Source organism: Streptomyces sp. NPDC051776, assembly GCF_040681345.1.
In the GTDB taxonomy this organism is placed as follows: domain Bacteria; phylum Actinomycetota; class Actinomycetes; order Streptomycetales; family Streptomycetaceae; genus Streptomyces.
The window spans coordinates 140,779-153,912 of sequence record NZ_JBFAYQ010000001.1; the positions used below are offsets into that span (position 1 = coordinate 140,779).

13 protein-coding genes and 1 tRNA gene are annotated in these 13,134 nt (G+C 70.8%); 2 read left to right on the plus strand and 12 right to left on the minus strand.

Annotated features, from left to right (window positions below; all coding sequences use genetic code 11):
* Positions 1 to 97 precede the first annotated feature (97 nt).
* The 3 genes from AB0M26_RS00610 to AB0M26_RS00620 all read right to left on the minus strand — a co-directional run bounded on the left by AB0M26_RS00610 (position 98) and on the right by AB0M26_RS00620 (position 3,713).
* Complete coding sequence (locus tag AB0M26_RS00610; RefSeq protein WP_365252212.1) at positions 98 to 1,114, minus strand: DUF5954 family protein; 1,017 nt, start codon at positions 1,112 to 1,114, stop codon at positions 98 to 100.
* Positions 1,115 to 1,361: 247 nt separating this feature from the next.
* Positions 1,362 to 2,933: an MFS transporter gene (locus tag AB0M26_RS00615; protein ID WP_365252215.1), complete on the minus strand. Its 1,572-nt coding sequence runs from the start codon at positions 2,931 to 2,933 to the stop codon at positions 1,362 to 1,364.
* Positions 2,934 to 3,065: 132 nt separating this feature from the next.
* Positions 3,066 to 3,713 carry a helix-turn-helix domain-containing protein gene (locus tag AB0M26_RS00620; protein ID WP_365252218.1) on the minus strand — a complete coding sequence of 216 codons (648 nt, stop codon included), beginning with the start codon at positions 3,711 to 3,713 and terminating at the stop codon, positions 3,066 to 3,068.
* A gap of 568 nt (positions 3,714 to 4,281) precedes the next feature.
* On the opposite strand from AB0M26_RS00620, the gene AB0M26_RS00625 reads away from it, so the two are divergent.
* Positions 4,282 to 5,631, plus strand: a complete 1,350-nt coding sequence (locus AB0M26_RS00625; protein ID WP_365252221.1) for a M6 family metalloprotease domain-containing protein — start codon at positions 4,282 to 4,284, stop codon at positions 5,629 to 5,631.
* A gap of 301 nt (positions 5,632 to 5,932) precedes the next feature.
* Here the strand turns inward: AB0M26_RS00625 and AB0M26_RS00630 are convergent, their stop codons facing one another.
* Complete coding sequence (locus AB0M26_RS00630; protein ID WP_365252223.1) at positions 5,933 to 7,474, minus strand: alpha/beta hydrolase; 1,542 nt, start codon at positions 7,472 to 7,474, stop codon at positions 5,933 to 5,935.
* Positions 7,475 to 7,866: 392 nt separating this feature from the next.
* Positions 7,867 to 8,841 (minus strand): MarR family winged helix-turn-helix transcriptional regulator, encoded by a 975-nt coding sequence (locus tag AB0M26_RS00635; RefSeq protein WP_365252226.1) that lies wholly within the window; start codon positions 8,839 to 8,841, stop codon positions 7,867 to 7,869.
* A gap of 462 nt (positions 8,842 to 9,303) precedes the next feature.
* On the opposite strand from AB0M26_RS00635, the gene AB0M26_RS00640 reads away from it, so the two are divergent.
* Positions 9,304 to 9,379 (plus strand) — tRNA-Arg (locus AB0M26_RS00640).
* A 68-nt stretch (positions 9,380 to 9,447) separates the two neighbouring features.
* Here AB0M26_RS00640 and AB0M26_RS00645 read toward each other — a convergent pair.
* The 7 genes from AB0M26_RS00645 to AB0M26_RS00675 form a co-directional block, all read right to left on the minus strand.
* The gene (locus tag AB0M26_RS00645; RefSeq protein WP_365252229.1) at positions 9,448 to 10,599 is read right to left on the minus strand and encodes a site-specific integrase; all 1,152 of its coding nucleotides are present in this window, start codon (positions 10,597 to 10,599) and stop codon (positions 9,448 to 9,450) included.
* On the minus strand, positions 10,599 to 10,787 hold the full coding sequence (locus tag AB0M26_RS00650) for a helix-turn-helix domain-containing protein (protein WP_365252232.1): 189 nt from the start codon (positions 10,785 to 10,787) through the stop codon (positions 10,599 to 10,601). The genes AB0M26_RS00645 and AB0M26_RS00650 overlap by 1 nt, the downstream gene beginning before the upstream one ends.
* Positions 10,784 to 12,163, minus strand: coding sequence for a replication initiator protein RepSA (gene repSA, locus AB0M26_RS00655; protein ID WP_365252235.1), 1,380 nt, complete (start codon positions 12,161 to 12,163; stop codon positions 10,784 to 10,786). Before repSA ends, AB0M26_RS00650 begins: the two co-directional genes overlap by 4 nt.
* Positions 12,156 to 12,347: a hypothetical protein gene (locus AB0M26_RS00660; RefSeq protein ID WP_365252237.1), complete on the minus strand. Its 192-nt coding sequence runs from the start codon at positions 12,345 to 12,347 to the stop codon at positions 12,156 to 12,158. Before AB0M26_RS00660 ends, repSA begins: the two co-directional genes overlap by 8 nt.
* An 88-nt stretch (positions 12,348 to 12,435) precedes the next feature.
* Positions 12,436 to 12,741: a SpdD-like protein gene (locus AB0M26_RS00665; protein WP_365252240.1), complete on the minus strand. Its 306-nt coding sequence runs from the start codon at positions 12,739 to 12,741 to the stop codon at positions 12,436 to 12,438.
* Between the two features lie 23 nt (positions 12,742 to 12,764).
* Positions 12,765 to 12,920: a hypothetical protein gene (locus AB0M26_RS00670; protein WP_365252243.1), complete on the minus strand. Its 156-nt coding sequence runs from the start codon at positions 12,918 to 12,920 to the stop codon at positions 12,765 to 12,767.
* 13 nt (positions 12,921 to 12,933) lie between these two features.
* Positions 12,934 to 13,125, minus strand: a complete 192-nt coding sequence (locus AB0M26_RS00675) for a mobile element transfer protein (RefSeq protein WP_365252246.1) — start codon at positions 13,123 to 13,125, stop codon at positions 12,934 to 12,936.
* Positions 13,126 to 13,134 lie beyond the last annotated feature (9 nt).

Below are 13,134 nucleotides of genomic sequence, written 5' to 3' on the forward strand. Positions count from 1 at the left end.
GCGCCCGGACTCCTGGGCGCGCGGCCGCTGTTGGTGCCCGTCAGGACCGCAATCGGGACGGATCCCAGTGGTCCGTTGCGCACGGCCGCCGCTCGACTCACTCGTCATCCGCGTCGAGAGCCCCCTCCTCCCGGAGGTGCTGCGCCTGCACCTCCGCCGGCGGGTAGGGGTCGTAGTCGGACGGACGGGGCGGCTCCGGCCCGTCGGGGCCCACCCGGACCAACTGCTGGACGCGGACCACACGGAACCGCCGGCCCAGCACGGCGACCTCGTCGGTGCGGTCGGCGTCGAGCCGGTCGGCCGCCCGCGCGAACTTGGCCTGCTCCGCATCGTCCAGCCGCAGAATGCGCGGGCCCATTTCACGGAAGTAGAAGGCGAGCGTGTCGCGGGCGGTCTGCGGTGCCGGGCCGGCCGCGGCCATCGGCTGCCAGCGGCCCCCGACCTCCTCGGCCACGGCGAACTCGGTCGGCAGCAGGACACCGCCCGGATGGGTGTCGAGGGCCCGCAGCGAATCGGCGCGGACCGCGGGCGGGACGGTCGCGGACGTGTAGACCAGCGGCAGCAGTTCGAGCCGCAGCAGTCCGTCGCTGACGCCCGTCGCGGCCGCGGGATCGATGAGGAACCCCTTCGTACGGCGTGAGGACGGACGGCTCCCGCCCGCAGGCTCCGTGTCCGGGTCGGTGGGGCGCGGCGGTTCGGGTCCGTCGTCTCCCATCCGCGTGAACTGGTCGGCCCGGATGATCCGGAACCGCCGCCTGGCGACCGTCAGTTCGTTCACGACCTCCCAGTCCAGCCGCAGGGCCGCCGCCATCAGCTCGGCCGCCGTGCCGCCGTCTCCCGACTCGTCGGCCTCCTTGGCCAGCAAGCGGAAGTGCGCGCCCAGGGAATCCCGCGCCGTCTGCGGGAAGCCGTCGCCCAGCGTCAAAATCCTCCAACGCCCCCGGAACTCCTCGGCGCAGCCGAACACCGGCCCGATGCCCGCCACATACGGGAAGGCATCGACTGCCTCCCACGCGTCGTGTTCGGTCACGGCCGATACTGGGTCGTCCCGGTGTGTCACCTTGATGACCAGATGCTCGGGTACGGGCGGCACTCGCCCAGCGTCATGAGTCATGTACTCAGTGTGCTCATCGCCCCGGTTCTTCGCAGCGCTTCCCACAACTGGCTCATTCGTCACGGATCGTGCCCGCTGGCGCCGTGCCCGTGCTATGAGCGACCGCGTACGGACGCCGCGCGCGCCGTGGCGCGCGCGGCGAACTCCGCCCCGGGGACGCCCGGTTGACCGGGCGCGCACCGGGGCGGGATGCACAGCTCAGCGCGGGTGACCCATGACCGGGTGCCGCGCGCGGGCCGGCGCATGCTCAGTGCGCCAGAACCGGTGCGGGCACCCCCGCATCCTCGTCGGCCTCCGCGTCCGTATCCTCCGCCGATCCCGTGACCGGCCCAGTGCCGCCCTGGCCGCGGGTGTTGACGAAGGCGAAGGCGATCATCGCGGACAGGGCCAGGATGCCGACCGCCCACCGGATCGCCGCGGTGTAGCCGTGCACCATCGACTGGAGCTCCAGGGCCTCCGCGGCCGCCCGGCTCGTCGCGCCCGCGGCGTGCGAAGCGGCGTACGCGGTGGTGGCGCTCGCCGCGATGGTGTTCAGCAGTGCCGTACCGATCGCGCCGCCCACCTGCTGCGAGGTGTTGACCATCGCGGAGGCCACACCCGCGTCGCGCGGCTGGACCCCGTAGGTGGCCATGCTCATCGCCGGCATGAACGCCGTGCCCATGCCGAGACCCAACAGAAGCTGCGCGGGCAGGATGAGCGAGGCGTACGAGCTGCCGACCTCGAGCCCGGTCAGCATCAGCATGCCGGTGGCGGCGGCCAGGAAGCCGGGCGCCATGAGGAGGCGGGGCGGGACGCGGTTCATCAACCGGGCGCCGATCTGCGTGGAGCCGGTGATCATGCCAGCGATCATGGGGAGGAAGGCGAAGCCGGTGGTCACCGGCGTGTATCCCTTCACGACCTGCAGGTAGTAGGTGAGGAAGAGGAACAGACCGAACATTGCGATGACGGCCAGGCCCAGCGAGGCGTACACGCCGCCGCGGTTCCGCTCGGTCACCACGCGCGGCGGCAGCAGCGGGGCCTTCACGCGGGACTCCACGAGGGCGAAAGACGCGAGCAGCACGGCGGACGCCACGAACAGGCCGACCGTCAGGGAGTCGGTCCAGCCGTCGGACTCGGCGCGGGTGAAGCCGTAGACCAGTGAGACCAGGCCCAGCGTGGCCAGGACGACGCCGGGGACGTCGAGCCGGGAACGGTTGCGGCCGCCCTCGGGCTCGCGGATGACGAAGTACGCGCCGGTCGCGGCGACCACGGCGAACGGGATGTTGACGAAGAAGGTCCAGCGCCAGTCCATGTACTCGGTGAGCACCCCGCCGAGGATCAGCCCGACGGCGCCGCCACCGCCCGCGATGGCGCCGTAGATGCCGAATGCCTTGGCCCGCTCCTTCGCCTCGGTGAACATCACCGCGAGCAGGGAGAGGGCGGCGGGTGCGAGCAGAGCGCCGAAGGCGCCCTGGAGGGCGCGGGAACCGAGCAGCATCGCCGGGTTCGCCGCGGCGCCGCCCAGGGCGGAGGCGGCGGCGAAGCCGAGGAGTCCCACCACGAAGGCCCGCTTGCGGCCCCACAGATCGGCGACGCGTCCGCCGAAGAGCAGGAGTCCGCCGAAGGCGAGGGCGTAGGCGGTGATGACCCACTGCCGGTTGCCGTCGGATATGCCGAGGTCGGCCTGGGCGGAGGGCAGGGCGATATTCACGATGGTCGCGTCGAGGACGACCATGAGCTGGGCGATCGCGATGAAGGCCAGAGCTTTCCAGCGCCCGGGATCGGGCGGGGCGACTGCGGCGGGCGCGGAGGGAGAGGCGGAACTGGCTGTTTCTGGCATGACGGTGCCTGTCTCGTGATGAGGAAAGATCAAAAAGGGACGTGAAAATAAGGGATGTGAAAGGGGTCGGGGCCGGAAGGGGCGGGGCCGCGGACGGGGGAGAGGGACTGCGCCGCGGGAGCGGCGCAGGATTCATGGACGCTGCCGGAGGTCCTCCAATGTGGCGGCGGAGCCGGGCAGTTCGGAACGCGCCGGGGCGCGCAGTCCGTCCAGCAGCAGTTGCAGATGGCGGTGAACGAACCCGTCGAAATGCGCGCAACCGTCGCCGGGCAGCGGCCGGGTGAGCTGGGTGACCGCGACGATCAGATCGCCGACGGCGATGTCGGGTCGGAGCTGTCCGGACGAACGCGCCCGCTCCATCAGGGAGTTGATGGCCCGCTCCAAGCGCTCACCGGCCTCCACGGTCTCGGGGTGGTCCCCGGTGTCCCCCGCCTGCGAGATCAGCGGGCACAGAGCGCCGATGCGCTCGTCGGCGGCCGCGTGCACGAAGCGCCGGAGCGCCTCGAACGCGTCGGCCCCCTCGGTGAGCGCCGAGTCCGCCTGGCCGGTGATCCGTTCCATCACGTGCAGGGCCACGCGGTGGATCAGTTCGCGGCGGTCCGGGAAGTGCCGGTAGAGCGTGGCGTTGCCGACGCCTGCGCGGCGAGCAACCTCATCCATCGGCACGTCCGCCCCCTGCTCGACGAACATCTCGCGGGCGGCGGAGATGATCCGCTCCCGGTTGCGCAGAGCGTCCGCCCGCAGTCGGGGCTCGTGGCTCTTCACGGTGGTGCGGCCCACGATGACGCTCCTTTCGGTCTGGGTGGTGAGTGCGGTCTGGGTGGTGTCTGCGGTCTGGGTGGTGTCTGCGGTCTGGGTGGTGTCTGTGGTCTGGGTGGTGTCTGTGGTCTGGGTGGTCTGCGGTCTGGGTGGTGTCGCGGTGTGTGGTGTCTACGGTCTCGGGGGTCGTACGGCTTGGGGGTCGTACGGCTCGGGGCGGTGCGGCTCTGCGGTGTACGAGGTGTTCCGGGTCTCGGCCCCTCGTAGCCGCTCGGTCGCGCACTCCTGGGCGTCCGGAACGGAACCGGGGAAAGCCTCCCCGGTTCGTACGGACACTGATCCAAACGGGGAAGAACTCCCCGGATATTTCGACAAGCCTTGTGACGTCCCTCACGCGATCTGTGCGGGCGCCGCGCCATAACCCTCCGCACGCGACTCGTAACCATACGGAGTCGCAAGCCGCCCGAACGGCGCAGGCACTCCCCCCGTCCGGCGGCACCCCGCGCGCCACCGGCCCGGTCGGCGCCGCACCGTGATCGGACAGGCGCAGTCGGGGAGGACGGCTGCCCGGACCGGAAGGCGGACAGCCATGAAGCCCACCCGCCCCCGAATACGCGAGACCCGCTCGCGCACCACCCACCGCGCCGCATCGAGCGGTACCACCCGGCCCCACATACGCCCGGGCCGCCGGCTGCGCAGACCACGCCGCGGTACCGCGCTCTTCGCCGTCAGCGCCCTCGCCCTCACCGCGCCGGCCGCCGGTACGGCCACCGCCTCCCTCGGCGCCTCCGGCCCCACCCCCGTATCCCGTGCGGCGCCAGGGGCGCCCTGCTCCCCGGCCGCCGTCTCCGGTGTCCAGATGTCGGAGGGCATCCCCACCCCGCCCAGGCACGTGCCCTCCACCGGACGGCTCCGGGCCCTCAACCTCATGATCGACTTCTCCGACGCGCCGGGCGAGGGCACAGCCAAGGAGCGTCTGGCCGAGTTCTTCCCGGAGACCGCCGACTGGTACAGGACCAGCTCGTACGGCGCCCTGTCGTACGAGGCGCACGCCCCGGTCCGGGACTGGCTCCGTATGCCGCGGCCGTTCAGCGCGTACGGCATCGACCGCGGGGTCAGCTACGAGCCGGGCTACCGCAACCTCGTCCGGGACATCGCCAAGGCCGCCGACAGCCGGGTGGACTTCGCCGCGTACGACCTGGTCAACATCCTCGTCACCCCCAACGCCGGGCCCTCCGCGCTGGACACCGTGCTGTCCGTGACCTTCGCCGGACTCCAGGACGCGCCGAAGGCGGACGGTGTCCCGCTGCGCCAGATGTCCTTCGTCTACAGCCGCCAGGACGACGGCTCGACGATCGGGCTGGAGAATGCCTACCGCGTCCTGCCGCACGAGAACGCCCACGCCCTCGGCCTTCCCGACCTCTACACCTCCAACGGCGGTGGGAGAGCCGGGCATTGGGACATCATGTCCGAGGACTGGGGCGCCAACAACGACTTCCTGGCCTGGCACAAGCACAAGCTCGGCTGGCTCCGCGCCGGCCAGGTGGCCTGCGCCACGGGCAGCGGCAGCACCGAGCACACCCTCACGCCCCTGGCCCGCACGGGGGGCACGAAACTGCTCTACGTGCCGGTCTCCGAGCGCACCGGCTACGGCATCGAGGTCCGGACACAAGGAGGCAACGACGCCGCGGTCTGCCGCCCCGGGGTCCTGGTCTACTGGCTGGACACGGGCGTCGGCAGCGGTGACGGTCCGGTCTCGGTCAAGGACGGCAACCCGTCGAGCGGCGGCTGCGCGCAGCAGCCGAACATCAACGCCGAGCTGACGGACGCGACGTTCGCGGCGGGACAGAGGATGTCCGACCGGGCGAGCGGTGTCACGGTCGAAGTCCTGCGCCGGGACACCTCGGGCAACTACCGCGTGAAGGTCACCCGGCCCTGACCCCGTGACTCCTGACCCGTGACTTCTGGCCCTGTGACTCCTGGCGTCGTGACTCCTGGCGTCGTGACTCCTCGCTCTGTCACTCCTCGCCCATCGCCCCCGCCAACGGCCGTACGGGAACCGGGAGCCGGACGACCACTGCGCCACGTACGGTGCACGGAAGGCCGTACGGGCACACGTACCGTGCGCGGTTCGCGTACCGGCACACGTACGGCGTGGGCCTCCGCCGGTGACGGAGACCCACGCCGCTGTGGAGCGGTGCGCCGGCTCGGCGCGGTGACTCGTCGAGCCGCGCCGGACCTCAGAAGCGGCCCGGCACAGCCGGAACGCGCTTCGGCGCCGGGCCCGGACGCTCGGCCGCCTCACGGTTCTGCGCGCTCGTCGCCTTGCAGGTCACATTCTCCGCCGGGAGCTTGCCGGTGCCCAGATAGGCGTTGACCGCGCGGTTCGCGCAGATGGCCGGGTCCCCGGAGTACACTCCGTGGCCCTCGCCGCCCTTCACGTACACCAGCCGCGAGCCCTTCAGGGCGTGGTGCATTCCGAGGCCGCTGGTCAGGGGCGTCTGGGAGTCCCACTGGTTCTGGACGACCATCACGCCCTCGGTGGTGTCGATGGGGGTGACCGGCTCGGCGGGCTTGTCCCAGAACGCGCACGGCATGATGTTGGAGCCGAAGTCGCCGTACAGCGGGTACTTGGCCTTCTCGCGAACGGCGTCCCGGCGGTACTGCTCGGGGTCGCGCGGCCAAGCGGCGGTGTCACCGCAGACCACGGCGAGGAAGGACGCGTTGCCGTTGTCGGCCGGTCCCTCGGGCTCCGGGGCGGCGCGCCGCACGTGCGCCCCGTCTGCCGCCTTCTTCAGGTCGCGCACCGTGGTGGCGGCTTCCTTGGGGCTGAAGAACTGAGGCCGCGTCATGGCGCGGATCGTGTCGCCGTCGACCTTGTCGCCGTCGTACTCGATCGGCTCGTCCTCCGCCCGTTCGACCAGGGCGAAGAAGGTCTTCCGTACATCGGCGGGGGTGGCGCCGAGCTTGTAGGTGCTGTTACGGCGGGCGGCCCACCGGGTCCACCGGTCGAACGCCGGCTCGGTGCCCTCGGCCCACACCTGGATCATGCCGCGCCAGATCCGGGCGGGATCGACGGCGCTGTCGAGCACGAAGCGGTCGGTCCGCTGCGGGAACATCTGCGCGTAGACGGCGCCCAGGTAGGTGCCGTACGAGTAGCCGAGGTAGGAGATCTTCTTCTCACCCAGGACGCTGCGGATCACGTCCATGTCGCGGGCGGTGTTGCGGGTGGTGATGTGCGGAAGCTTGTCGCCTGCCTTGGCGCGGCACTTGTCCGCCACCTTGCGCGCCCAGGAGACGTCACGGTCGAACGTCTCGGACTTGTAGGGGCGTTCGACGTTCTGCTCCCTCTCGGACAGACCGCAGCCCACCGGGCTGGACTGCGCGACACCACGCGGATCGAAGCCCACGAGGTCGTACTTCTCGCGGAGCTTCTTCGGCATCGTCTCCTTCATCATCAGCGGCATCGACAGCCCCTCGCCGCCAGGGCCACCGGGGTTGAAGAGCATCACGCCGTGCCGCTTGCCGGGATCGCTGGTCTTGATACGGGAGATCGCGACCTTGATCGTCTTGCCCGTGGGGTGCTTGTAGTCGAGCGGGACCTTGATCTTCGCGCACTGATAGGAGGCCGGCAGCGAGTCGGCACACCGGTGCCACGCGGGCTTCTGGGTCCGAAATCGCTCCAGGGAGTCCGCCGCGGTCGCTTGCGCCGGGGCGAGCGCGGGGATCAGGGTCGCCGTGATCCCCACCGCGAGCAGGGGCGCTGTGCGTCGTATCCGCACGATAGCCGTTCCTTCCGGTCAACTCTCGGGACGGAACGACCCTTTCGTGTGCGGACATCGAGGCGAATCCCTCTACGGGCCACGCTTTGTACGACTCGGGGCCTACGGAGAAAGAGACGTGGGGAGGAGAACCGAACGGCCGTAGTCGCCATCCGCATGTACGGGCCATGCCCTACGCGTTGGGCCCCGCCCGGAGACCGGCCGGCGTGTACGGGGGGGCGGGTTCTCGGCGTCCTGCCCGGCCGGCGTGTACGGGGGGCGCGGGTTGTCGGCGTCCTGCCCGGCCGGTGTGTACGGGGGGCGCGGGTTGTCGGCGTCCTGCCTGGCCAGCGCGTACGGGGGGCGCGGGTTCTCGGCGTCCTGCCTGGCCGGCGCGTACGTACTCGCCCGTCTCACCGGCCGGAGCGCCGCGGACCCGCTGGCGTCCCAACGGCCCGAACAGGGCGACCAGTCCCCGGTCTAATGCCCGCCGACGGCTCCGGGGTGACCCGCTTCTCGAACCAATGGTGTGCGTACGGCTCGTCGTTGAACGCGTCGGCCTCCGCGTACCCGGCCGAACGGTACAGGCCGATCGCCTCGGTCAGCGCACCGTTCGTCTCCAGGCGCAGGACGCGGCTGCGGCCGTGGCGGGCGGCGTGCGCCTCGAGTTCGGTGAGCAGTCGGCGGCCGAGGCCGAGGCCCCGCGCGGATGGGGCCACCCACATGCGCTTGATCTCGGTGGGCTCGTCACCGCGGAACTTCAGGGCTCCGCAGCCGACGGGCTGTGTGTGGAGATGGGCGACGAGGAGGAGCCCGGCCGGGGGCCGGAGTTCATCGGGGTCGGCGGGGATGCTCCGGACCGGGTCGAAGCCGCTGTCGAAGCGGCGCCCGAGTTCGGCGAAGTACTCCTGCATGCAGTACTGCGCCTCGGGGGTCTCGGGGTCGGTCGCGGCGACGGAGACCATCGACGCGGTCAGCAGCCGGTCGACCTCACCCATGGCGGAGACGAGCCGGTCGCGCTGGGCCTCGGTGAGCGGTTCGAGGAGCGAGGCGGCCAGCTCGTTGCTGTTGCGGTCGAGCGCTTCGCGTTCCTCCTGCCCGGCGGTGGTGAGCCGTACGGTCCGCACCCGCTTGTCGCGCGGCAGCGGCTCGACGGTCACCAGACCGTCGGCCAGAAGGGAGCGCAGCAGACGGCTGAGATAACCGGAGTCGAGCCCGAGCTGGGCCCGCAACTGCCGTACGTCGCGCCCTTCTTCCCCGATCTCCCACAGCAGACGCGCCTCGCCGATCGGGCGGCCCCGGCCAAGAAAGCGATCGTTGAGGGCGCCCACCCGTTCGGTGACCGTCCGGTTGAATCGCCGCACCTGTGCGATCAGCGTCTCATCCACTCTCTGACCGTAGTCAGAGACTCCGCAACCGGTCAATGCCGCGCGATGGATCCCCTTCAGCACGGCGAGGCCGCGGCGCGTTTCGGACGATCCCGCTTCGGCGGCGCGCGGGGGGCAGGGGCACCCCGAGGCCCGCCGAGGTCTCGACCGGGGCGTGCCGGCCGTAGGCGCCGCGGGGCTTGTGCCGATGAGGCGCGGCAAGTCTCAATCGTTGCCGTGCCCATGCCCATATGACCACGGACCTCCCGCTCCGGCACGATCTTTGGCGGCCCGGCCGTCGGGCGAGCAGCCTCGACGATCCCCGGCAGCCAGGCGATCGGCGCATGCGGCCATGAGTCATGAGCAAGGAGCGACCATGGTCCGCTAGGCTGTCCCCGGTGCCCATCCCGGCCTGCCACAGGCACGCCTGCCCGCAAGCCAGGAACCGGCACTGGCGACGTGTGGCGACCACCACCGCGTCCGGCCTCCGTAGCTCAGGGGATAGAGCACCGCTCTCCTAAAGCGGGTGTCGCAGGTTCGAATCCTGCCGGGGGCACCAGCGGAAAGACCCCCAGCCGATCTTGGCTGGGGGTCTTTGACATCCAGATCTGACATCAACGGCGGTGATCACTCACGACCGGGGCGCCTCTTGAGCAGCCGGTCCATGTGGCTGATGGCCTCCCGCTGGGTGTCCTGGACGACGTGCGTGTACACGTCCATGGTGATGCTGATCTGGCTGTGCCCGAGGATCTCCATCACCACGCGCGGAGCCACCCCGGCCGCGGTGAGGAGTGTCGCGCAGCCGTGCCGGGCGTCGTGCAGCCGGATCACGCGAAGGCCGGCGGAGTCGGCGACGCGGGTGAATGACCGGTAGACGTTCCGCGGCTCGACGGGGCGACCGGTGCGCGTGGCGAAGACGTACCCCTCGTCCTTCCATGTGTCACCCGCTCGCTGCTTCGCCTCGGCCTGGCGCATCCGATGCCAGCGAAGCGGGGCGATGCACATGGCCGGGAGCGGCACGGCCCGACGGCGCCGGCCTTTCGGGTCGTCGTCGTAGAGGACGCCGCGGCGCCTTTGTGTCTGCTGCCGGACGTAGAGCACGCGCTGGTCCAGGTCGACGTCGGTCCAGCGAAGGCCGACGATCTCACCCCGTCGGAGTCCCATGGCGACTGCGAGAACGAAGGCGCCGTAGAGCGGGTCCTTACGGGCGGCAGCGAGGAAGTCCAACGTCTCCTCCAGCGTCCAGGGGCTCAACTCCCGAGACTTGGCCCGAGGCGGCTCGACCAGGCTCGCCACGTTCCGGGTCACCAGCTCCTCACGGCAGGCAGCGGCGAGAGCCGTCCGCAGGACGCGATGAGACTCCTTGGCGGTGGCAGCGGTCGTCTTGTTCTCCAGCTGGACGAGGAAGCGGCGCACATCGGCAACCGCCAGCGACTCAAGCCGCTTCGCGCCGATCATGGGGACCAGATACAGCCGGACGTGAGCCTCGTACTTGTCGTACGTGCTGAGCTTGCGCCGAGGCTTGATTACGTTGTCCAGCCAGTAGGGCAGCCACTCCGAGAGCCTGGCCGAGCGGGTGGGCACGGGGACGCCCTGGTCGACCTTGTCGAGCAACTCGCGGCGCTTGGCGTCGCAGTCTGCCCAGGTCTTGCCGTAGGCGAACTTGCGGGCGCGGGTGCCGTCGGGCTGGAGCGCGTACACGGCGCACTGGTATCGGCCGTCCTTGCGCTTGGTGATGGTGCCGGCGCCGTTGGGGTTGCGTTTGCGCTGCTGTGCCATCAGGCGGCCTCCTCGATCTGGCCGAGGATGAAGTCTCGGACGGCGTCCGCAGGGATGCGGCGCGAGCCGTCGATCTTGATCGAGACCAGACGGTGGGAGCGGATCAGGTCGTAGACCTTGGAGCGTCCGAGCTTGAGCCGTGCCATGACTTCCTTGACGGTCAGCAGCTCAGCGGTTGCGGTGGTCATGCTGCGGCTCCTTCCAGGGCGAGTTGGTCGCGCAGGGCTTCGCGGGCGGTTTCTCGGTTGGTGCGGATGTCTTGGGCGATGGATGCGGCGAGGGCGGATTCGCCGGGGGTGTGGCCGTGTCCGGCGTACTGCCAGTCGGCGAGGACGAGGACGGTGTCCGGTTCGCGGGCGTCCAAGCCGAGCGCTTGCTGTTCTTGGGCGGCGCGGTAGTCGGCGCGGGTCTGGCGGAGTTCGCCGAGAGTGGTGGAGTAGCGGCGGGACTTGGTGGAGAAATGGCCGCGGAAGCCCATCATGTGAGCCCACGCCTTCAGCCGCCGGTCGGGGTAGAGGGGGTCGAGGTCCCAGCAGGCACGGATGAGGCGCTGGGCATGCTCGGGGACCTGGTGGCGGTCGAGGTCGGCGAGTTCGACGATGCGGCGGTCGAGGGTGCCGGTGGTCTCGGCCGCTTTGGTGGCGTACTTGGCGACGTAGGCGGCGACGGCCTGTTCGGTGATGTCTGAGCTGTCACCGAAGGCCTTCACGGGGCGGACGTCGAGCTGTGTGCCCCAGCGGAAGGTGCGGGCCGGCTGCCCCTCGGCCGCGGGCACGGCCACCGAGGTGTAGGCGTGGGCCGCTGCTGCGTGGATGGCGTCTGTGAGGAGCTGGACGGTGGCCCAGGAGGGCGGCGGGGTGTCTGGGCCGTCGGGTCCGTCGATGCGGATCACGGCGTGGAAGTGCAGGGCTCCGCGCTTTTGGAACTCCGCGACCTTGCCGTAGGAGATGCGGGCCGACTCCGTCAGAGCGCGTTGGGTGAGTCCGGCGCGGGCGGCGATCTCGCGGCGGAGCCGGTTGGCGAAGCGCTGCCACAGTTCGCCTGCGTGGTTGTTGAAGAGCACCGCGGCGGCGTAGTCGTAGGTCTCGGGGTCCAGTGGGGTGCCCAGTGCGGGGTCGTCGGCCTGGTGGCGGGTCCCGCAGCGGCAGCGGCCGGTCTCAGGCCGGTTGTGGACCGGTCCGAAGGACGGGGCGGTGAGGGTGGCGAAGACGCGGGGGTGGTCGCGGACGGTGGTGGGGATGTTGCGGCGGTCGTCTCCGGCCAGGCCTGCGCGGATGAGGTGGTAGGTGTCCCCGGCGTAGGTGAAGGCGCAGGAGGGGCAGCGGGAGGCGCGGCGGTTGCCGCAGGCGACCCGGAGGCGTCCGCCGGGCTCGGACCCGGTGGAGTAGTGGTGCAGCGTCTCGCCGGTCGTGCGGTCTTTGGTGAGGGTCCAGCCGGTGAGGTGGATGGGGTCGGCGCAGCCGCCGGTGCGGTGGATCTGTTCTTCCCAGCGGTGGAAGTCGGACGCCGAGGCCACCCTCAGCAGGTCGCTGAGGGTGGTCGGGTCGAGCAGCGTGTCAGGCACGAGCGCCCACCTGCGCGGGGGTGCGGCGGCGGGTAGTGCCGGTGCCCTGGCAGTCCGGGCAGTGGGCGGTGATGGTGCGCAGCTTGCCGTGGCGGTCGCGGCCGCCGAGCGTGATCGCGGCGGAAGCGAAGCCTTCACAGGCCGGGCACATGCGCGAGCCGCGGCTGGGGCGGGGCTGGGTCATGATGGTGGTTCCTTCCGGATCTGTGGTTCGGACAGGGCACGGCTCCCGGGCGGCGGAGACTTGGCGGTTGAGGCCGCCCGGGAGCCGGTCAACGCTGCTGCTGGGCGTTCATGAGCGAGCGGATGACGAGCGAGCAGATCGTGAGCGATGCGGCGGTGATGGCGACCGCGAGGAGCATCGAGACCAGGACGGCCCCGACGACCAGGACCACGGCAGTACCTCCACCGACGAGCGCGACCAGGGCGCCCGGGGTGAGCTGAACCGTCGGCCGCGAGGGCAGTGCGGTGACCGGCGCCGGCGCTACCGGTGTCGGTACGGGCGTGTGCTGCACGACAGCGGTCCGGGTGACGATGCCGGTCGGGGCCGGGTTGGTGGGCACCTTGGGCCGGAGCATGAGGGTTCTCCTTTCGATGCGGGTTACTTGATGGCGGTGTTGATGACGGGGGCGAGCAGGCTGTCGGCCAGGAGGAAGCCGCCGAGGAGGAGCACGGCGACGAGCCACCAGGGCGGGCGGATGAGTTTGATGCCGAGGTAGCCGACGGCGATCAGGGCGAGCCAGAGCGGGACATCCATGTGTCGTTGCTCCTCAGCGGACGGTGCAGCGGTGGGTGCGGGCGGCGAGCTGTGCCGCGGACTGGCTGGTGAAGTCCGAGGACCAGCCGCAGCGGTCGGCGGTGCACACGGCGGCGTGCTTGGTGCGGCCGTGGCGGTCGCGGTGGGTGCCGATCTGCACCGGGCCGATCCGCATCACGGAGTGGAAGTGGTCACGACGGGGCATAGTCGAGTC